We start from the raw sequence: 20,070 nt of genomic DNA on the forward strand, positions 1-20,070 counted from the left end.
TGACAGGTCCACTTCAACCACCGCCAGGGTGCGGCACGGGGGAAAACACGAGGGGGAGGCGGCCCGCCGAAACGGTCCGCCGCCCCTCCCCGGAGGGTTACTTGATGACGGTGATGCGGTTCGCGGCCGGCACCGGGAGCGGTGCGGAGGCCGTGGAGTGGGCCGTCAGGTAGGCGGTGAACATGTCCAGGTCGGACGCGCCGACCAGCTTGTTCTTGTGGTCCTTCAGGACGGCGAAGCCGTCGCCGCCGCCGGACAGGAACTCGTTCATCGCGACCCGGTAGGTCTTCGCCGGGTCGATCGGCTCGCCGTTCAGCCGCACCGAGGAGACCACGATCCGGTCGGCGCCGGCCTTCGTCGTGTCCAGGGTGTACGTGAAGCCCTTCGACACCTGGAGGATCTTCGGGGACGCCAGGTTGGCGCCGCTGACCTGCTGCTGGAGCGCGGTGACGAGCTGCGCGCCGGTCAGGTCGACCGCCGTCATCATGTTGGTGAACGGCTGGACGGTGTACGCCTCGCCGTAGGTCACGACCCCGTCGCCCTCGGCGCCGGACGCCTTGTGGGTCAGGGGCGCGCGGATGCCGCCCGGGTTCATCAGGGCGAGCTGGGCGCCGCCCTTGTCGGCCGGGGCCATGCCCTCCAGCTGCGCGTCCGCGATCAGGTCGCCCAGCGGCTTCTCGTAGGCCTGGGGGTCGAGGGGGTTCTCGATGTCGGCGGCGACGTGGCCGACGGGACGGTTGGCGATCGGCGCGGCCAGGGTCTTCCACCGGTCGATCAGCTTGGTCATGTCCTTGGCCGGCTTCACGTCACGGGTGACGACGTGGTTCGCGGAGGCGACGGCCGTGCGGACGATGTCGTTCGTGCGCCGGTCGTAGGTCAGCGTCGTGTCGGTGTAGAGCCGGCCGAAGGAGGCCGCCGAGGTGACCGTGCGCGGCTTGCCCGCCGGGTCCGGGATCGTGCACGCGTACGCCTGGTGGGTGTGGCCGGTGACCAGGGCGTCGACCTGCGGGCTGACGTTCTTGGCGATGTCGACGATCGGACCGGAGATGCCGTTGCCGGGACCCGGGCTGTCGCAGTCGTAGTTGTACGCGCCCGAGGCGGGCAGGCCGCCCTCGTGGAGCAGGGCGACGATCGACTTCACGCCCTTGCGCTCCAGCACCTTGGCGTACTTGTTGATCGTCTCGACCTCGTCGCCGAACTTCAGGCCCTTGATGCCCTCGGCGGACACGATGTTCGCCGTGCCTTCGAGGGTGACGCCGATGAAGCCGATCCTGACGCCGTTGCGCTCCCAGACGAAGTACGGGTCGAGCAGCGGCCTGCCGCTCTTCTCGTTCGTCACGTTGGCCGCGAGGTAGGGGAAGTCGGCGCCCTTGAACCTCTTGCCCTTCTCGAAACAGCCCTCGGTCGGGTGACAGCCGCCGTTCTGCATCCGGGCCAGCTCGCGCGCGCCCTCGTCGAACTCGTGGTTGCCGACCGAGGTCACGTCGAGCTTCAGCTTGTTCAGCGCCTCGATGGTCGGCTCGTCGTGGAAGAGCCCGGAGACCAGCGGCGAGGCGCCGATCATGTCGCCCGCCGCGGCGGTGACGGAGTACGGGTTGCCCTTGCGGGCCTGCCGCAGGTGCGTGGCGAGGTACTCGACGCCGCCGACGCCCTCGATGGTCCGGGTGGTGCCGTCCTCGTTCAGGTGGGTGAGCCGGCCCGACGAACCGGTCGGCGGCTCCAGGTTGCCGTGCAGGTCGTTGAAGGAGAGCAACTGGACGTCGACCAGACGGCCCTGCCCCTTGCCGTGCCCGTGTCCGTGACCGTGCCCACCGCCGAACCGGTCACCGGCCGCGCCGGCCGACGGCATCGCGGCGACCAGCGCCCCGACCGTCACGAGTCCGGCCCCCGCGGCGAGGATCCGTCGCGCCGTCCTGCTCTTCCTCGGTGTCGCTGCCATCTGTCCTCTGTTCCCCTTGCGCCTCTACGGGACGCACTTCCCGTATGCCGGTGCAGCCTAGGGTCAACGCGCGTAGCGCAACAGGGGGGTGCGGATTACAAGACGGTTGCCGCCCGCTTTCCACCGGGCGGCGACGGGCCGCCGTAGGCTCGTGCCATGACTTCCGACGCGGCACCGGACCTCGAACCCGGACGGCAGATCCACACGTACGACGAGCTCACCCCCGGACAGGTCCAGGACGTGGGGGAGCTCCTGGAGGCCGCCGACCGGGCCGACGGGATGCACGCCGTGTCCGAACAGGGGCGGCTCTACCTGCGCAACGGCCGCCGCGAGGGCGTGCGGCACTTCCTGCTGACCGTCGGCCCCCACCTCTACGGCTACGCCCAGCTGGAGGAGACCGACCCGATCGAGGCCCCGGCCGCCGAGCTGGTCGTCCACCCCGACCGGCGCGGGCGCGGACACGGCCGGGCGCTCGGCACGGCCCTGCTCGACGCCTCCGGCAAGCGGCTGCGCGTCTGGGCGCACGGCGGCAAGCCGGCCGCCCGGCACCTGGCCCAGGTCCTCGGCCTGACCCTCTTCCGCGAACTGCGCCAGCTGCGGCGGTCCCTGGTGCCGCTCGACATCCCGGAGCCGGTGCTGCCCGAGGGCGTCACCGTCCGCACCTTCGTCCCCGGGCAGGACGACGCGGCCTGGCTCGCCGTCAACGCCGCCGCCTTCGCCCACCACCCCGAGCAGGGCTCGCTCACCCAGCGGGACCTGGACGACCGCGCCGCCGAGCCGTGGTTCGACCCGAAGGGCTTCTTCCTCGCGGAGGAGGACGGACGGCTCGTCGGCTTCCACTGGACGAAGACGCACGCCGAGGAGCGGCTCGGCGAGGTGTACGTGGTCGGCATCCTGCCCGAGGCCCAGGGCGGCGGCCTCGGCAAGGCCCTCACCGCGATCGGCCTGCGGCACCTGGCGGCACAGGGGCTGCCGACGGCGATGCTGTACGTGGACGGGGACAACTCGACGGCGGTGCGGGTGTACGAGGGGCTGGGCTTCACCACGCACGAGGTGGACCTGATGTACCGCACGGAGTCGTAGACCCGTCCGCACGGAGTCGTAAGTACCGGATACGAGGGGGCGGTTGACACCGCCCCCTTCTTTCCACCACCCTTTCACTACTTGATTAGTGAAAGGGTGGTGGAAGGGATCGTGGTCGAGTACCGCATCGACCGGCGCAGTGGCGTCGCCACCTACCTCCAGATCGTCCAGCAGACGAAACAGGCCCTCCGGATGGGCCTCCTGGAGCCCGGCGACCGGCTGCCCACCGCACGCGAGGTCGTCGAGGCGACGGCCATCAACCCCAACACGGTCCTCAAGGCCTACCGCGAGCTCGAACGCGAAGGCCTCGTCGAGGCCCGCCGCGGCCTCGGCACCTTCGTCCGCGCCACCCTCGGCACCGGCCCCGCCGACTCGCCGCTGCGCGGCGAACTCGCCGACTGGGCCCGCCGGGCACGGGCCGCGGGGCTCGAACGGGACGACGTGGCCGCGCTCTTCACCTCCGTGCTGAAAGAACACTTCGAGGGGGACGACGACCGATGACCAAGGACACCGCCCTGAGGGCGGACCTCCTGGGCAAGAAGTACGGAGGACGCAGAGGCGGCTGGGCCCTGCGGGAGTGCGACTTCGCCCTCCCCGAAGGCCGGATCTGCGCCCTCGTCGGCCCCAACGGCGCCGGCAAGTCCACCCTCCTCGCCCTCGCCGCCGGGCTCCTGCGCCCCACCGAGGGCACCCTCGCGGGGCCGGGACGCGAACGCCTCGCGTACGTCGCCCAGGACAAGCCGCTCCACCCCCGGCTCAGCGTCGCCGACACCCTGCGCATGGGCCGCGAGCTCAACCCCGGACGCTGGGACACCGCCCTCGCCGAGCGGGTCGTCGAGGGCGGCGGCTTCTCCTCCGACACCCTCGTGCACCACCTCTCCGGCGGCCAGCGCACCCGCGTCGCCCTCGCGCTCGCCCTCGGCAAGCGGCCCGAACTGCTCCTCCTGGACGAGCCGATGGCCGACCTCGACCCGCTCGCCCGGCACCAGCTGATGGGCCTGCTCATGGCCGACGCCGCCGAGAACGGCACCACCGTCGTCATGTCGTCCCACATCCTCACCGAGCTGGAGGGCTCCTGCGACCACCTCCTCCTGCTCCACGGCGGCCGGATCCGCCTCGACGGCCCCGTCGAGGACCTCCTCGCCGCCCACACCCTGCTCACCGGCCCCGTCGCCGACCTCGCCCCGCACACGGTGGTCGACTCCCGCACCACCGGCCGCCAGCTCACCGCCCTGATCCGCCGCGAGGGCCCGGTCGAAGGCCCCTGGGAGACCTCCGAACCCTCCCTGGAAGAACTCCTCCTCGCCCACCTCCGCACCTCCGAGGGAGCCCCGGCATGAGCACGCCCACCCTGAAGGGCCCCTACTGGGTGACGGTCCGCCAGTACCGGCGGACGCTGTGGCTGGCGGGCGCGCTGGTGCTCGCGGCGCTGGCGGTGATCGGGGGACTGCGGATCTGGGACCTCCAGACCCCGGACGTGCCCGTGGAGGACGGCTACCTGCTCCCGGCCGAGGACAACAAGGCCGTCCGTCTGCTCATCTTCGGCATGGAACAGCTGTCCCTCGGCATGATCCTGCTGCCGCTGCTCGCCGGCGCCTTCGTCGCGGGCCCGCTGGTCGCCCGTGAATTCGAGTCGGGGACGTACAAGCTCTCCCTCACCCAGTCGGTGAGCCCGGCGGCCTGGCTCCGCGCCAAGCTCCTCACCGCGACCGCCGTCGCGCTCGCGACCACCCTCGCCCTCATGGCCGTCTTCCGGATCGGCTGGGGCCGGACCTCGGGCACCTGGAACCTCAACTGGTCCGACCGGGGCCCGTACGAGGCGAGCGGCGTCGTCCTCCTCGCGTACGTCCTCGCCGCCGTCGCCGTCGGCGCCCTCGTCGGGCAACTGGTCCGCCGCACCCTGGTCGCCATGGCGGTCACGGGCCTCGTCATGGGCGTGGTCGCGCTCGTCCTGGGCGCGTTCCGCTGGTCCTTCCTGACGGTGAGGACGATCACCGGCCCGCGCGACACCACGCTCTGGGCCCCGGACGACGGCCTCGTCATGAACACGGGACTGCTCACCACCTCCGGCACCCGCTTCGACGAGTCGGTCTGCTGGGACGAGGTGAACAAGACCCCCGGCCTCGACGCCATCGAGGACGGGGGAATGAAGATCGTCGAGAACTGCCTCGTCCGGCACGGCGTCAACGCCCAGTACGTCGACTACCACCCCGCCTCCCACTTCTGGCCCACCCAGCTCATCGAGACCGGCATCCTCCTCGCCCTCGCCGCCCTCGCGGCCTACGCCGCCTTCCGCCTCCTGCGCGCCCGGCACCCGTAGCCCTCCGCAGACACCCTCCGCAAAGAGAAAAGGGGCGCGGGGCCCGCGCACGGCCCCGCCCCCGATTCCCGTACGACATGTCGTCGTTACCGGCCATTCAGAAGCGCTTGCGACGCTCACGCAATGAAGCGCTCCGTGTCCGGCCTTCCCAAAGGGAGGCTTCCCTCCCCCGCGGCCCGCTCCGACGCGCCCGAGAAGTCCCCCGCGCGGAAGAATGGGGTCATGAGCCAGCAGCCCGCCGAGGTCCCGGTCCAGCCCTCCGCGCCCTCCGCGTCCCCCGCCCCCCTCGGTTCCATAGCCGCGCACCGTCCGCAGACGGCCACCGACCTCGACTCCGGCCTGGACACCGATCCCGACACGTACGAGAGCGACGGCGCGCTCGGCGCCGAACTGCCCCAGGGGCGGTTCCTCGACCGGGAGCGCAGCTGGCTCGCGTTCAACGAACGCGTCCTCGAACTCGCCGAGGACCCCACGACCCCCCTCCTCGAACGGGCGAACTTCCTCGCGATCTTCGCCTCGAACCTGGACGAGTTCTTCATGGTCCGGGTCGCCGGTCTCAAGCGCCGCATCGCCACCGGCGTCGCCACCCGCTCCGCCTCCGGCCTCCAGCCCCGCGAGGTCCTCGACCTGATCTGGACCCGCTCGCGCGAGCTCATGGCCCGGCACGCCGCCTGCTACCAGCAGGACGTGGCCCCGGCCCTGGCCGACGAGGGCATCCACCTGATCCGCTGGCCCGAGCTCACGGAGAAGGAGCAGGCCCGGCTCTTCACCCTCTTCCGCCAGCAGATCTTCCCCGTCCTCACCCCGCTGGCCGTCGACCCGGCCCACCCCTTCCCGTACATCTCGGGGCTCTCGCTCAACCTCGCCGTGGTCGTGCGCAATCCGGTCAGCGGCCACCGCCACTTCGCGCGCGTGAAGGTGCCCCCGCTGCTCTCCCGCTTCCTGGAGGCCTCCCCGCAGCGGTACGTCCCCCTGGAGGACGTCATCGCCGCGCACCTGGAGGAGCTGTTCCCCGGCATGGAGGTGCTCGCGCACCACATGTTCCGGGTGACCAGGAACGAGGACCTGGAGGTCGAGGAGGACGATGCCGAGAACCTGCTCCAGGCCCTGGAGAAGGAGCTCATGCGGCGCCGCTTCGGCCCGCCGGTCCGCCTGGAGGTCGAGGAGTCCATCGACCCGTACGTCCTCGACCTGCTGGTCCGCGAGCTGAAGGTCTCCGACGCCGAGGTCTACCCGCTGCCCGGCCCGCTCGACCTCACCGGCCTCTTCGGGATCGCCGGGCAGGACCGGCCCGAGCTGAAGTACCCGACGTTCGTCGCCGGCACCCACCGGGACCTCGCCGAGGTCGAGTCCGCGTCCGCGCCGGACGTCTTCGCCGCGCTGCGCGAGCGGGACGTGCTCCTGCACCACCCGTACGACTCGTTCTCCACCTCCGTCCAGGCCTTCCTGGAGCAGGCGGCGGCCGACCCGGACGTCCTGGCGATCAAGCAGACGCTGTACCGGACCTCCGGCGACTCCCCGATAGTGGACGCCCTCATCGACGCCGCCGAGTCCGGCAAGCAGGTCCTCGTCCTCGTCGAGATCAAGGCCCGCTTCGACGAGCAGGCCAACATCAAGTGGGCGCGCAAGCTGGAGGAGGCCGGCTGCCACGTCGTCTACGGCCTCGTCGGCCTCAAGACCCACTGCAAGCTGTCGCTCGTCGTACGGCAGGAGGGCGAGCTGCTCCGCCGGTACTCGCACGTCGGCACCGGCAACTACCACCCCAAGACGGCCCGGCTCTACGAGGACCTCGGCCTGCTCACCGCCGACCCGCAGGTCGGCGCGGACCTCTCCGACCTGTTCAACCGGCTCTCCGGCTACTCGCGCCGCGAGACCTACCGGCGCCTGCTCACCGCCCCGAAGTCGCTGCGGGACGGCCTGGTCTCCCGGATCACCAAGGAGATCGCCCACCACCGCGCCGGCCGGCCCGCGTACGTACGGATCAAGGTCAACTCGATGGTCGACGAGGCCGTCATCGACGCCTGCTACCAGGCCTCGCGGGCCGGCGTTCCCGTCGACATCTGGGTCCGCGGCATCTGCGCCGTACGGCCCGGGGTCGCCGGGCTCTCCGAGAACATCCGGGTCCGCTCGATCCTCGGCCGCTTCCTGGAGCACTCCCGGATCTTCGCCTTCTGCAACGGCGGCGAGCCCGAGGTGTGGTTCGGCAGCGCCGACATGATGCACCGCAACCTGGACCGCCGGATCGAGGCCCTCGTACGGGTCTCCGACCCGGGGCACCGGGCGGCCCTCACCCGGCTCCTGGAGACCGGGATGTCCGACACCACCTCCTCCTGGCACCTCGGCCCGGACGGGAACTGGACGCGGCACGCGACCGACCCCGAGGGACGGCCCCTGCGGCACGTCCAGGAGATGCTCATCGACGCGCGGAGGCGCAGGCGTGCACAACCCTGACCAGTCGCAGGACGTCACGGCGGGCGAGGTCCTGGCCCCCTACCTCCATGCCCGCGCCGCGGACTTCCTCCGCGGCCTGCGCCTGCACGGCGAGAGCGGCTCCGACACCGCCGGGGCCGAGGAGGCGGCCCGCACCCTGCGGGCCGCCGCCCGCCGGATCGGCGCCACCCTCCACACCTTCCGGCCGCTGCTCGACGGCGGCTGGGCCGACGAGCTGCGCACCGAGCTGGCCTGGCTCTCGGGCACCCTGGCCGTGGAGCAGGCCTGCACCTCCCGGCTGGTCCGCCTGGTGGACGCGCTGTCCCGCCTGTCGAGCGGCGGCGGGCCCGTCCCCGCCGCCCGGGGCAGCGAGCCCGCCGGACTCTCGGTCGGCGCGGCCCGGGCCGGCGCCCTCCTGGAGCGCCAGCTCACCCTGGCCCGTACGCGCGCCCACTCGGCGGCCCTCCAGGCGCTCGGCTCCGCCCGCTTCCACGCGGTCGCGGACGCCGTCGCCCTCCTCGCCTCCGAGGTGCCGCTCGGACCCGCCTCCGCCGCGCCCGCCGCCGAGGTCATGGACGCCTCCGCCGGAGTGGCCGAAAGACGCCTCCTGGACGCGGTCGCCGCCCTCCCGCTGACCCGGGCGGCCCACCCGTACAACGCCGACGCCCTCGCCCTGGCCGCCGGGGAGACCCAGGACGCGCCCTGGCACCAGACCCGGCTGCTGCTCCGGCTGCACCGGTACGCCACCGAGGCCCTGTACGCCGGAGGCGAGCCGGACCCCGTCCTGTACGAGGCGGCCCGCGCCCTGGACCGGCACCGCGACGCCGCCGAGGCCGCGTCGGCCGCCGCCACCGCCGCCCGCACCCCCCGGATCGCCCCGGCGACGGCCTACGCCCTCGGCGTCCTCCACGCCGACCAGCGCCACGAGGTCGAGGCCGCCCGCTTCGCCTTCCAGCGCGCCTGGCGCAGGACGACGGCCCCGGTCCCGTGACCGCCTCCGGGGACCCGATCCTGGCGGCGGGCTGCGTCCTGTGGCGCCCGGCGCCCTCGGGACGGGGGATCGAGATCGCGCTGGTCCACCGGCCGAAGTACGACGACTGGTCGCACCCCAAGGGGAAGCTGAAGCGCGGCGAGACGGCGGAGGAGTGCGCGCGGCGCGAGGTCCTGGAGGAGACGGGCCGCCACTGCGCGCTCGGCCCCCGGCTGCCCACGGTCCGCTACGCGGTGGCGGGCCGCCCCAAGGAGGTCGCCTACTGGTCGGCCCGCGCCCTCGACGGCGCCTTCACCCCGTCCCGGGAGGTCGACGCCCTCCTCTGGCTCCCCCCGGCCGAGGCCCACCCCCGCCTGACCCAACCGAGGGACCGGGACCTCCTGGACGCGGCGGTGGCGACCCGCCACTGAGCCGGACTCCCGCGCCCGACCGCCGGGCGCGACACCACCGTGCCACCCACCACCACGCCGCTCGCCCGCACCCCCACCCCCGGGCTTCCGGCACGGTTCACTTCCCGTTCACCCTCCCCCGTCGACCGCTTCACCTGTTCTGCCTAATTTCGGCCTTACGAGGTGCTCGGAGCACAGCGAAGCACCCGCCAAACCGACACACGCCGCCGTAGAACGTTCAGGACACTCGGTCCGCGACAAGGCGGCTCCTGGAAGGAACACCCGAAAGTGAAGCTTTCGCGCAAGAACGGGCTTCGCGCCTCCGCGATCGGTGCCCTCGTCGTCTCCGGCGCCCTGGTCCTCTCGGCGTGTGGCTCGGACAACAACACCGCGACCCCGGACAAGAAGGACGGCGGCAGCACCTCCGCCGCCGCCTCCAACGTCGCCTGTGAGGGCGCCAAGGGCCAGCTCCTCGCGGCCGGCTCCAGCGCGCAGAAGAACGCGATGGACCTGTGGGTCAAGAACTTCCAGGCCGCCTGCTCCGGCGTCGAGATCAACTACCAGGCCATCGGTTCCGGCGGCGGCATCACCAAGTTCAACCAGGGCCAGGTCGCCTTCGCGGGCTCCGACTCCGCCCTGAAGGACGAAGAGGTCGCCGAGTCCCAGAAGATCTGCAAGACCGGCAAGGGCGTCAACCTGCCCATGGTCGGCGGCCCCATCGCCATCGGCTACAAGCTGGAGGGCGTGGACAACCTGGTCCTGGACGCCGCCACCATCGCCAAGATCTTCGACAACAAGATCACCAAGTGGAACGACCCGGCGATCGCCAAGCTGAACCCGGGCGCCAAGCTCCCCGACTCCACCATCCAGGCCTTCCACCGCTCCGACGAGTCGGGCACCACCCAGAACCTGGGCAAGTACCTCTCGACCGCCGCCGCGGCCGACTGGAAGCACGACCCGAAGTCGAAGTCGTGGCCCGCCCAGGGCGGCCAGGCCGCCAACGGCTCCTCCGGCGTCGCCACCGCGGTCAAGGACGCCGAGGGCTCCATCGGCTACTTCGAGCTCTCGTACGCCACCGCGAACAAGATCTCCACGGTCAGCATCAACACCGGCGCCGCCGCCCCGGTCGCCGCCACCTCGGAGAACGCCTCCAAGGCCATCGCCGCCGCCAAGGTCAAGGGCACCGGCAGCGACCTGGCCCTCTCCCTCGACTACGCCACCAAGGCCGAGGGCGCCTACCCGATCGTCCTCGTCACGTACGAGATCGCCTGCGACAAGGGCAACAAGGCGGAGACCCTGCCGACCCTGAAGGCCTTCCTCAACTACACCGTGAGCGAGGAGGGCCAGAAGGTCCTCACCGACGCCGGCTACGCCCCGCTCCCGGCCGAGATCGCCGCCAAGGTCCGCACGATCGTCCCCACCCTGTCCTGACCCCCGGCCGGGGGCGGCCCCCACCTCCCGTGGAGGAGCCGCCCCCGGCATCCGGTGCACCGCCGCCAGGAGCCCGTACGACCCGTACGGGCCCCGCAGACCGGAGAAGCAGATGGCCACCACCACACCAGAGCTCAAGAGGAGCCGGAGCGCCAAGAGCGCCTCCCGCCCCGGGGACCGCGTCTTCAGCGGGCTCTCCCGAGGCTCCGGCATCACCCTCCTCGTCATCATGGCCGCGATCGCGGTCTTCCTCAGCTACCGCGCCGTCCTCGCCATCTCGAAGGACAGCACCAACTTCTTCACCACCTTCGAGTGGAACCCGGCCGGCGACCCGCCGGTCTTCGGCATCGCCGTCCTCGCCTTCGGCACCGTCGTCTCGTCGGTCGTCGCGATGGTCATCGCCGTCCCGGTCGCGATCGGCATCGCGCTCTTCATCTCGCACTACGCCCCGCGCCGGCTCGCCAAGCCCCTCGCGTACGTCGTCGACCTGCTCGCCGCCGTGCCCAGCATCATCTACGGCCTCTGGGGCGCGATCTTCCTCGTCCCGTACCTGGCCGGCCTGAACGAGTGGCTCGACCAGTACCTCGGCTGGACGTACATCTTCGACAAGTCCCAGGACGGCGTCGCCCGCAGCCTCTTCACCGTGGGCATCCTCCTGGCGATCATGATCCTCCCGATCATCACCAACGTGACCCGCGAGGTCTTCCTCCAGGTCCCGAAGATGCACGAGGAGGCCGCCCTCGCCCTCGGCGCCACGCGCTGGGAGGTCATCCGCATGTCGGTGCTGCCCTTCGGCCGCTCCGGCATCATCTCCGCCTCCATGCTGGGCCTCGGCCGCGCGCTCGGCGAGACCATGGCCGTCGCCGTGGTCCTCTCCCCCAGCTTCCTCATCTCGGGCCACCTGCTCGACCCGGGCGGCGGCACCTTCGCCCAGAACATCGCCGCCAAGTTCAACGAGGCCAACGAGTACGGCCGGGACGCCCTCATCGCGTCCGGTCTCGTTCTCTTCGCCATCACCCTGCTCGTCAACGGCGCGGCCCGCTGGATCATCGGCCGCCGCAAGGAGTACTCGGGGGCAGCGGCATGAGCCACGCCATTCAGGACCGTCCGGTCGCGGTGGCCCCGCGCCGCGGATCCCTCTCCCACGCCCGCCTCCCCCGCTGGACCCCGGCGGCCGTCGCCGCCGGCTCGGTCCTCGCGGGCGTCGGCACCGGCCTCGCCGCCGGCTGGCACAGCAAGGTCCAGTGGGGCCTGATCTCCGCCCTGCTCTTCGTCCTCGTCACGTACGCCCTGACCACCAAGGTCGAGGGCAGCCGACAGGCCAAGGACCGCGTCGCCACCAGCCTCGTCTGGGTCTGCTTCGTCCTCGCCGTCGTCCCGCTGCTCTCCCTCGCCTGGGTCACGGTCAGCAAGGGCCTCGCCGTCCTCGACGGCTACTTCCTGACCCACTCGATGAACGGCGTCCTCGACGCCGAGGCCGGCGGCGGCATCTACCACGCGCTGCTCGGCACCATCGAGCAGGTCGGCATCGCGACCCTGATCGCCGCCCCGATCGGCCTGCTCACCGCGGTCTACCTCGTGGAGTACGGCGGCGGGAAGCTCGCCCAGGCCGTCACCTTCTTCGTGGACGTCATGACGGGCATCCCGTCGATCGTCACCGGTCTCTTCATCCTCACCACCTGGAACCTGACCCTGGGCTTCGGCCCCTCCGGTTTCGCCGGCGCGATGGCCCTCGCCATCCTGATGATGCCGGTCGTGGTCCGCTCCACCGAGGAGATGCTCAAGCTCGTCCCGAACGAGCTCCGCGAGGCCTCCCTCGCCCTCGGCATCCCCAAGTGGCGCACCATCCTGAAGGTGGTCCTGCCCACCGCGATCGGCGGCATCACCACGGGCGTCATGCTCGCGGTCGCCCGCATCACCGGCGAGACGGCCCCCGTCCTGCTCCTCGTGTTCGGTACGAAGCTCATCAACCCGAACCCCTTCGAAGGCGCCCAGTCCTCCCTGCCGCTCTACGTGTACGAGCAGTACGCGGTCGGCACCGACGCCGCCGTGGCCCGCGCCTGGGCCGCCGCGCTCGTCCTGATCGCCTTCGTCATGATCCTCAACCTGGTGGCCCGCGGCATCGCCCGCTGGAAGGCCCCGAAGACCGGCCGCTGACCGCGGCAATTGGAAGTGATTCAGATGGCCAAGCGAATCGACGTCAGCGGCCTCTCCGCCTACTACGGCGCCCACAAGGCGATCGACGACATCTCGATGACCGTCGAGCCCCGCTCCGTGACGGCCTTCATCGGCCCCTCCGGCTGCGGCAAGTCCACCTTCCTGCGCACCCTGAACCGGATGCACGAGGTCACCCCCGGCGGTCGCGTCGAGGGCAAGGTGATGCTGGACGACGAGAACCTGTACGGGACGAACGTCGACCCGGTCGCCGTGCGCCGCACGGTCGGCATGGTCTTCCAGCGGCCGAACCCCTTCCCCACCATGTCGATCTTCGACAACGTGGCGGCGGGCCTGCGGCTCAACGGCAAGTACAAGAAGTCCCAGCTCAACGACATCGTCGAGAAGTCCCTCAAGGGCGCGAACCTCTGGAACGAGGTCAAGGACCGCCTCAACAAGCCGGGCTCCGGCCTCTCCGGCGGCCAGCAGCAGCGCCTGTGCATCGCCCGCGCCATCGCGGTCGAGCCCGACGTCCTGCTGATGGACGAGCCCTGCTCGGCCCTCGACCCGATCTCCACCCTCGCCATCGAGGACCTGATCGGCGAGCTGAAGGAGCGCTTCACGATCGTCATCGTGACGCACAACATGCAGCAGGCCGCCCGCGTCTCCGACCGCACCGCCTTCTTCAACCTGGCGGCCGTCGGCCAGCCCGGCAAGCTGATCGAGCTGGACGACACGGAGCGCATCTTCTCCAACCCGAGCGTCCAGGCGACCGAGGACTACATCTCCGGCCGCTTCGGATAAAGGCCGTCCTGCGGTGCTGCATGGCGGTGCCACCGCACGACGAAGGGCCCGGCTCCCCCACGAGGGGAACCGGGCCCGTTTCCGTACGGAAAGCCCTTAACCGAAGCAGAGCCTCACCACGTAGAAGCTCAACGCGGCGACCAGCGCCGCCGCAGGCATCGTAATGAACCAGCCCAGGATGATGTTCTTGGCGACGCCCCACCGGACCGCGTTGACGCGCTTCGTCGCGCCCACGCCCATGATCGCGGAGGTGATGACGTGCGTGGTCGAGATCGGCGCGTGGAACAGGAACGCCGAGCCGAACATGATCGACGCGCCCGTGGTCTCCGCCGCGAAGCCCTGCGGCGGGTCCAGCTCGATGATCTTCCGGCCGAGCGTCCGCATGATCCGCCAGCCGCCCGCGTACGTACCGAGCGACAGCATCACCGCACAGGCGATCTTCACCCACACCGGGATGTCGTCGCCCGCCTGCTGCACGTCGGCGATGACCAGGGCCATCACCACGATGCCCATCGTCTTCTGCGCGTCCTGGAGGCCGTGGCCGAGCGCCATGCCCGCCGCCGACACCGTCTGCGCGATGCGGAAGCCCCGCTTCGCCTTGTGCGGGTTGGCCTTGCGGAAGATCCACATGATCGCGCACATCACCAGGTAACCGGCCACGAGGCCGACCACCGGCGAGACGAACATCGGGATGACGATCTTGTCGAGCACCCCGCCCCAGATCACCTCGGTGCCGCCGGCGAGCGCCGCGCCCACCATGCCGCCGAACAGGGCGTGCGAGGAGGAGGACGGCAGGCCGAAGTACCAGGTGACCAGGTTCCAGATGATCGCGCCCACGAGCGCGGCGAAGAGGATGCCCATCCCCTTGTCGCCGGTGGGGGTCTCGATGAGCCCCTCGCTGACGGTCTTGGCGACCCCCTGGCCCATGAAGGCACCCGCGAGGTTCATCACCGCCGCCATCGCCAGGGCCGCCCGGGGCGTCAGGGCCCGGGTCGACACCGAGGTGGCGATGGCGTTGGCGGAGTCGTGGAATCCGTTCGTATACGTGAAGCCGAGCGCGACACCGATGGTCACGATCAGAGCGAAGGTGTCCACGAAGCCTCAGGACTCCTTGACCGCGATGGTCTCCACCGTGTTGGCCACGTGCTCGAACGCGTCCGCCGCCTCTTCGAGGACATCCACGACCTGCTTGAGCTTCAGCACCTCGATGGCGTCGTACTTGCCGTTGAAGAGCTGGGCGAGCAGCTTGCGGTGGATCTGGTCGGCCTGGTTCTCCAGACGGTTGACCTCGATCCAGTACTCGGTGAGGTTGGACATCGTCCGCAGGTTCGGCATGGCCTCGGCGGTCAGCTCCGCCGCCCGGGCCAGGACCTCGATCTGCTGCTCGACGCCCTTGGGCAGCTCCTCGATGTTGTAGAGGACGACCAGGTCGACGGCCTCCTCCATGAAGTCCATGATGTCGTCGAGGGACGAGGCCAGGGAGTAGATGTCCTCGCGGTCGAACGGCGTGATGAAGGAGGAGTTCAGCTGGTGGAAGATCGCGTGGGTGGCGTCGTCACCGGCGTGTTCCGCTGCCCGCATCCGCTCCGCGATCTCGGCCCGGGCGGAAGGCTCCGCTCCGAGCAGTTCCATCAGGAGCTTCGAGCCCGTGACGATGTTGTCCGCGGACGCGGCGAACATGTCGTAGAAGCTCGTCTCCCTGGGGGTCAGACGAAATCGCACGTGAGGTCCTCGGGGTGCTGGGTTGGGTCAGGCTGATGCTAGGCGCATCATCCGGCCACGGCTAACCGGCGTCCTCTCAGTGTCGCCCATCAGGCACAGTGATCTGCACGGGCCCCCGCCCGGTTCGGCGGGGATCGGTACCATATACCCACGAGGGGTATACACCCCCTTTCTGGACAACGGGAGGACGCGATGACGACCACCGAGGCGGACCAGGTCACCCCCGAGCCCGTCGAGGCCGTCGGGCCCGTCGGGACCACCGCGGAGGCCGGCCACGAGCACGGCGTGCACGGGTACCACAAGCAGAAGGACGAGCACCTCAAGCGCCTCCGCAGGATCGAGGGCCAGATCAGGGGCCTCCAGCGGATGGTCGACGAGGACGTCTACTGCATCGACATACTCACGCAGGTCTCCGCCTCCACGAAGGCGCTCCAGTCCTTCGCCCTCCAGCTCTTGGAGGAGCACCTGCGGCACTGCGTCGCGGACGCGGCGGCCAGGGGCGGCGACGGCATCGACGCCAAGGTCGAGGAGGCCACGAAGGCCATCGCCCGCATGATGCGCACCTGATCGCGCGCGTCCTCCGGGCCCCCGTGCGCTCAGCAGCCGCGTACGGCCCGCTCCGCGGCCACCCTCAGCACCTCGTCTATCCGGTCGGCGCTGAGCCGCTCCCCGTCGGCGGCGGAGGCGGCGATGATGAGCTCGCCGCACAGCTCTATCTCGGCGAGGGCGACGCGCTCCTGCTCTGCGGGCACGGTCGCGGTACCGGGCGGGGCCACGCGCATCCACCTCTTCCTGCCGGCGTCGGTCTCCCAGCGGTCTCCCAGCGTAGGGACGGAGCCACGCACCGCGCATGACACGTCTGGACCATTTGCCGATGGCCCGCGCCACCGTCGCCCGAGGTGGAGGAGGCCGGGGCGGGGCACGGGCGGGTCAGGTCTCGACCTTCCCGTCGTAGAGGTCCCGGCGGTCCGGCAGCACGACCCGGACGGGGACCCCGAAGCCGTAGAGCAGCGTGGTCGACGCGACGGCGACCGTGCGGCCCTGGTTGCTGAAGCTGAACCGGTGGCGGACCTTCCGCAGCCGCCCCTCCCCGTCCAGATACGCGTCGAACGGCACCGCGTCGTCGGAGAACCCTTTCGCCGCCGCGGCGAGCGGCCCGCGCAGCTGCGGCGACGCGACCCGGGCCGCGTGCGCGATGTCGGCGACCCCCCGGTAGTGCCCGACCCGCACCCCCGCGAGGTCGATCTCGCCGAGGTACGCGACCTCCCGGACACCCCGCAGCAGTTCGGCCGCGGCCGCCGGGTCGGTGGCGCCGCCCGTGACGAGGTTCCCGTCGTCGAGGGCGGTGGTGTCGACCCGGACCCACTTGTCGGCGGGCACCCCGGCGCCCCGGTTCTTCATGTAGAGGGCGCCGGGGGTGAGGAGTTCGGTGATCGGCCGGTGGCCGCTGGTCCCGGCCGGGTCCTTGGGCAGCACCACCTGGAGGTGCCCGGTCCGGCGCCGGAAGTCGTAGCCGCCCTCGCCCCGGATGGTGACCCGGGTCCCGCCCGAGGCCATCTCCATGGCGGTGCTGGCCTTGGCGGTGCCGGCCCGCGTCAGCGCGTCGGCGGCGCCCCGCACGGCGAGCGCGGGATCGGCCGCGGGCTTCGGGTCCGGGGGCGCGGCGCACCCGGAAGCGGCGGCGGACCCGACGAGGGAGCCGACCAGGACGGCGGTGACGGCGAACGCCCCGCTTCCCCGGCCGTGCGGACGCCCGTACTCCTGCACCGTCATCGCCTGCCAACCCCCACGCCTCGCCGCTGCCCGCCCGGGACCGCCTCGTCCCCGGCCCGGGGACGTCCGTTCCGCATAACGACGGCCCGGGCGAGCCGTCACGCGCAGTACGGTGGACGCGTGCACGCGCAGGCTTACTCCCACACGACCACCACGACGGAGCGCGGCTCGTTCGCGCTGGCACGCTGCAGCTGCGGCTGGTCGGGACCGGCCCGCAGATCGAGGGACCGGGCCCGCACGGACGCGGCGGACCACGCCCGTACGGCGACGGCCCCGGAGACCCCCTAGGGGCCTCTAGGAGGCCTCCTCACCCGCCGTCAGTTCCTCGCTCGCCGTCAGGCGGCCAGGTCCTTGCGGTCCTTGCGGCCGGTCCCGGCGGACGGTCCGCCGACGCGGGACTCGGGGATCTCGACCGTCTCCGGACGCCGCGTCCCCCCGGTCCGCCGGGAGCGGACGAGGCGGGCGCCGCGGCCCGAGCGGGCGACGGCGGAGACGACCGGGGTCAGCAGGGCGAGCGCGAGCGGGGCGAGGAGCAGCGCCACCGCCGTGCCGAGGGCGAGTCCGCCGATGACGTCGGTCGGGTAGTGGACGCCCATGTAGACCCGCGCGAAGCCCTCGGCGAGGGCGAGGCCGATCGCGGCGAGCCCGAAGCCCCGGTGGGCGACGAAGAGCCCGACGCCGAGGGCCATCGCCAGGGTGGCGTGGTCGCTGACGAAGGAGAAGTCGGTCTTCCCGCCGACGAGGACCTCCAGGCCCTCGTGGTCCACGAAGGGGCGGGGGCGCTCGACGAAGCCCCGGATGGGAATGTTCACCAGGAGGGCGGCCCCGGCGGCCAGCGGGGCCCAGACGAGACCGGCGACGGCCGAGACGGAGTCGGCGAGGGTGCCGCGGCGGCGGACGCTCCACCAGCACCAGAGCGCGGTGAGGACGATCGCGAGGAGGATCCCGTACTCGCCGACGTACGCCATGACGCGGTCGAACCACGGCGGGGCGGACCTGGCGAGCCCGTTGATGTCGTAGAGCAGGCTGACATCGGGGTTCGAACCGTCCGATGCGAGTACAGCCATCTGCTGCGGCCCCTTGCTCTCGTGTCTGTGTTTTCCAACCCCCGTGGTCAGAGCGGTCGGATCAGGGAACGAACCGCCTGAGGCGTACGTTCCGCTCTCTCCGGTGGATCATGCCGACGTTATCGAAGAGTGACGGCCCCCCGCAGCTCAGGGCCTGTGCATGACGGAGAGTTCCGGCCATGTCCCGTACGCCCCGAACGCCTCCCTACGTCTGCGGCGGGTGGGTGGGCAGGGCGGCGGCGCCCTCCGGGGTGACCCGGGTGGCGCCGAAGTAGTCCGGGGTGTCGATCCGGTCGAAGCGGATCACCGCCCCGGTCCTCGGCGCGTTGATCATGTAGCCGCCGCCGACGTACACGCCGACGTGCCGGATGGCCCGCGAGTTGGTCAGGTCGTCCGAGAAGAAGACCAGGTCCCCGGGGAGCAGCTCCTCGCGCGAGGGGTGCGGCCCGGCGTTGTACTGGTCGTTGGCGACGCGCGGCAGCTGGACGCCGACGCTGTCGTACGCGGCCTGGGTGAGGCCGGAGCAGTCGAACCGGCCGTTCTGCGCGGCCGTGCCCGTACCGCCCCAGAGGTAGGGGGTGCCGAGCTTCTGCTGCGCGTAGTGGATCGCGCCCGCGGCCTGCCGGGACGGGTCGACGCGGCCGAGGGGCCGGGCGAAGCTCTTCTCCAGGGACTTGATGATGCGGACGTAGTTCTGGGTCTCGCTGATGGGCGGGACCCCGCCGTGCCGGATCACCCGGTACGCGCCCGCGTTGTACGCGGCCAGCATGTTGCTCGCCGGGTCCCCCGGCACGTTCCGGACGTACTTGGCGAGCTCGCAGTCGTACGAGGCGGCCGACGGGATCGCGTCCTTCGGGTCCCAGATGTCCCGGTCCCCGTCCCCGTCCCCGTCGATGCCGTGACTGGCCCAGGTGCCGGGGATGAACTGGGCGATGCCCCGGGCGTCGGCCGGGGAGACGGCCCGCGGGTTCCAGCCGCTCTCCTGGTAGAGCTGCGCGGCGAGCAGGGCCGGGTTGATGGCGGGGCAGAGGTTCCCCCACCGCTGCACGAGCCCCTGGTAGAGGGCCGGGACGGCGCCCTTCGCGAGCGCCACGGTGCCGTTCTTTCCGCTGCCCGCGCCGGCGGCGAGACCCGAGGCGGCGGAGTACGTGCCGACGACGAGCATGGCCACGAAGGCGAGACAGACCCCGAAGGCCCCGCCGGCCACCAGCCACGCCCTGCCCGCCCTGCGGACCGCCCTACGCACCGTCAACCACCCCTCGGCCCATGGCAGTACGTCCGGGAAGCCAGTCTAGGCGGCGGAGCCCGCCTTGGGGACGGCGCGCGACGACCTCGTCACGTGCCGTCCGCGCGCCGCCCCAAGAGTGGAACAACGACGATCATTGCCCGGAGTCACCCTCCGTGATACACAGAGTGACCATACGCTTCTTCACGCGGAAACCGGCCACACCACCGCAGGTCAAGACGGTCAGACCGGTCAAGTGTGCGGGGATCGGGTAAAGAGAGCCGCCAAGCAGTCACACGCAAGCGGTTTCATCAGCGAAGATAGGGCGATGACCCGTGCCGTCCGGGAGGGGCGGCCAACAACCCATACAGGGGCGGTGAGTTACATGTACCTGGCGGCCAACAAGGGCGACATCACCACCATTATCGGTGGAATCGCCCCGAACTGGGGGCCCTTCGGGAGCCTGGGCAACGAAGCCAAGGTGATGATCGAGGTCGTGATGGCCGTGGCCATCCTGCTCTGCCTGGGCATCGCCATCTGGGGCGCGGCCAAGCAGCGCATCGGCGCGACCGCCCTCCGCGACACGTTCAGCGCGGAACAGGGCAAGGGGCTGATCGTGGCCGGCCTGACCGGCGTCTTCATCATCGGCTCGCTGGGGACGCTCTTCACCATCGTCTACGGAATGGCGGTCTGACGCCCCGTCGGCCCCGACCACTCCGAAACAGCCCACCCGAACCCGATG

General features: G+C 71.3%; 21 protein-coding genes. 14 read left to right on the forward strand and 7 right to left on the reverse strand.

Translation table 11 applies throughout. The features are described from left to right. Window positions 1-97 precede the first annotated feature (97 nt). Entirely contained in the window at window positions 98-1,939 is a 1,842-nt protein-coding gene (locus tag ACIQVI_RS32655) for a bifunctional metallophosphatase/5'-nucleotidase (protein WP_403602581.1), read from the reverse strand. Window positions 1,940-2,095: 156 nt separating this feature from the next. On the opposite strand from ACIQVI_RS32655, the gene mshD reads away from it, so the two are divergent. The 11 genes from mshD to pstB all read left to right on the forward strand — a co-directional run bounded on the left by mshD (window position 2,096) and on the right by pstB (window position 13,541). Then, window positions 2,096-3,022, forward strand: coding sequence for a mycothiol synthase (gene mshD, locus ACIQVI_RS32660; protein WP_403602584.1), 927 nt, complete (start codon window positions 2,096-2,098; stop codon window positions 3,020-3,022). 111 nt (window positions 3,023-3,133) lie between these two features. Next, the gene (locus ACIQVI_RS32665; protein WP_121830860.1) at window positions 3,134-3,523 is read left to right on the forward strand and encodes a GntR family transcriptional regulator; all 390 of its coding nucleotides are present in this window, start codon (window positions 3,134-3,136) and stop codon (window positions 3,521-3,523) included. Next, the gene (locus ACIQVI_RS32670; RefSeq protein ID WP_351971093.1) at window positions 3,520-4,362 is read left to right on the forward strand and encodes an ABC transporter ATP-binding protein; all 843 of its coding nucleotides are present in this window, start codon (window positions 3,520-3,522) and stop codon (window positions 4,360-4,362) included. Before ACIQVI_RS32665 ends, ACIQVI_RS32670 begins: the two co-directional genes overlap by 4 nt. Further along, complete coding sequence (locus ACIQVI_RS32675) at window positions 4,359-5,342, forward strand: ABC transporter permease (protein WP_403602588.1); 984 nt, start codon at window positions 4,359-4,361, stop codon at window positions 5,340-5,342. Before ACIQVI_RS32670 ends, ACIQVI_RS32675 begins: the two co-directional genes overlap by 4 nt. A gap of 222 nt (window positions 5,343-5,564) precedes the next feature. Beyond that, window positions 5,565-7,793 (forward strand): RNA degradosome polyphosphate kinase, encoded by a 2,229-nt coding sequence (locus ACIQVI_RS32680; RefSeq protein WP_351971095.1) that lies wholly within the window; start codon window positions 5,565-5,567, stop codon window positions 7,791-7,793. Beyond that, window positions 7,780-8,763, forward strand: coding sequence for a CHAD domain-containing protein (locus tag ACIQVI_RS32685; protein ID WP_403602591.1), 984 nt, complete (start codon window positions 7,780-7,782; stop codon window positions 8,761-8,763). Before ACIQVI_RS32680 ends, ACIQVI_RS32685 begins: the two co-directional genes overlap by 14 nt. Further along, on the forward strand, window positions 8,760-9,173 hold the full coding sequence (locus ACIQVI_RS32690; RefSeq protein ID WP_403602594.1) for an NUDIX hydrolase: 414 nt from the start codon (window positions 8,760-8,762) through the stop codon (window positions 9,171-9,173). The genes ACIQVI_RS32685 and ACIQVI_RS32690 overlap by 4 nt, the downstream gene beginning before the upstream one ends. 267 nt (window positions 9,174-9,440) lie before the next feature. Continuing rightward, window positions 9,441-10,583, forward strand: a complete 1,143-nt coding sequence (gene pstS, locus ACIQVI_RS32695; RefSeq protein ID WP_351971098.1) for a phosphate ABC transporter substrate-binding protein PstS — start codon at window positions 9,441-9,443, stop codon at window positions 10,581-10,583. A gap of 112 nt (window positions 10,584-10,695) precedes the next feature. Next, complete coding sequence (gene pstC / locus ACIQVI_RS32700; protein ID WP_403602598.1) at window positions 10,696-11,670, forward strand: phosphate ABC transporter permease subunit PstC; 975 nt, start codon at window positions 10,696-10,698, stop codon at window positions 11,668-11,670. Beyond that, on the forward strand, window positions 11,667-12,740 hold the full coding sequence (gene pstA, locus ACIQVI_RS32705; RefSeq protein WP_403602601.1) for a phosphate ABC transporter permease PstA: 1,074 nt from the start codon (window positions 11,667-11,669) through the stop codon (window positions 12,738-12,740). The genes pstC and pstA overlap by 4 nt, the downstream gene beginning before the upstream one ends. A 24-nt stretch (window positions 12,741-12,764) precedes the next feature. After that, entirely contained in the window at window positions 12,765-13,541 is a 777-nt protein-coding gene (pstB, locus tag ACIQVI_RS32710) for a phosphate ABC transporter ATP-binding protein PstB (protein ID WP_121830846.1), read from the forward strand. Window positions 13,542-13,637: 96 nt separating this feature from the next. On the opposite strand, the gene ACIQVI_RS32715 is transcribed toward pstB, so the two are convergent. Together ACIQVI_RS32715 and ACIQVI_RS32720 are read right to left on the reverse strand one after the other, a co-directional pair. Then, window positions 13,638-14,636, reverse strand: a complete 999-nt coding sequence (locus ACIQVI_RS32715; RefSeq protein WP_121830847.1) for an inorganic phosphate transporter — start codon at window positions 14,634-14,636, stop codon at window positions 13,638-13,640. A gap of 6 nt (window positions 14,637-14,642) precedes the next feature. Then, entirely contained in the window at window positions 14,643-15,263 is a 621-nt protein-coding gene (locus ACIQVI_RS32720) for a DUF47 domain-containing protein (protein ID WP_017242367.1), read from the reverse strand. Between the two features lie 192 nt (window positions 15,264-15,455). Between ACIQVI_RS32720 and ACIQVI_RS32725 the strand changes: the two genes are divergently transcribed. Further along, window positions 15,456-15,830: a metal-sensitive transcriptional regulator gene (locus tag ACIQVI_RS32725; RefSeq protein WP_351971101.1), complete on the forward strand. Its 375-nt coding sequence runs from the start codon at window positions 15,456-15,458 to the stop codon at window positions 15,828-15,830. Between the two features lie 29 nt (window positions 15,831-15,859). Here ACIQVI_RS32725 and ACIQVI_RS32730 read toward each other — a convergent pair whose 3' ends face one another. Together ACIQVI_RS32730 and ACIQVI_RS32735 are read right to left on the reverse strand one after the other, a co-directional pair. After that, entirely contained in the window at window positions 15,860-16,045 is a 186-nt protein-coding gene (locus ACIQVI_RS32730) for a hypothetical protein (RefSeq protein WP_351971102.1), read from the reverse strand. A gap of 148 nt (window positions 16,046-16,193) precedes the next feature. Further along, window positions 16,194-17,036: a hypothetical protein gene (locus ACIQVI_RS32735; protein WP_403602608.1), complete on the reverse strand. Its 843-nt coding sequence runs from the start codon at window positions 17,034-17,036 to the stop codon at window positions 16,194-16,196. 120 nt (window positions 17,037-17,156) lie between these two features. On the opposite strand from ACIQVI_RS32735, the gene ACIQVI_RS32740 reads away from it, so the two are divergent. Beyond that, window positions 17,157-17,324 (forward strand): hypothetical protein, encoded by a 168-nt coding sequence (locus ACIQVI_RS32740; RefSeq protein WP_403602611.1) that lies wholly within the window; start codon window positions 17,157-17,159, stop codon window positions 17,322-17,324. A gap of 47 nt (window positions 17,325-17,371) precedes the next feature. Here ACIQVI_RS32740 and ACIQVI_RS32745 read toward each other — a convergent pair whose 3' ends face one another. Both ACIQVI_RS32745 and ACIQVI_RS32750 read right to left on the reverse strand, forming a co-directional pair. Beyond that, entirely contained in the window at window positions 17,372-18,103 is a 732-nt protein-coding gene (locus ACIQVI_RS32745; RefSeq protein ID WP_351972623.1) for a phosphatase PAP2 family protein, read from the reverse strand. A 205-nt stretch (window positions 18,104-18,308) separates the two neighbouring features. Then, a complete protein-coding gene (locus tag ACIQVI_RS32750; RefSeq protein ID WP_403602640.1) occupies window positions 18,309-19,268 on the reverse strand; it encodes an NlpC/P60 family protein in 960 nt (319 codons plus the stop codon). Window positions 19,269-19,713: 445 nt separating this feature from the next. Here ACIQVI_RS32750 and ACIQVI_RS32755 point away from each other — a divergent pair, with 445 nt between their 5' ends. After that, window positions 19,714-20,022, forward strand: coding sequence for a hypothetical protein (locus ACIQVI_RS32755; protein WP_351972632.1), 309 nt, complete (start codon window positions 19,714-19,716; stop codon window positions 20,020-20,022). Window positions 20,023-20,070: the final 48 nt, after the last annotated feature.

It is taken from the genome of Streptomyces sp. NPDC098101, from assembly GCF_044760185.1.
In the GTDB taxonomy this organism is placed as follows: Bacteria; Actinomycetota; Actinomycetes; order Streptomycetales; family Streptomycetaceae; genus Streptomyces.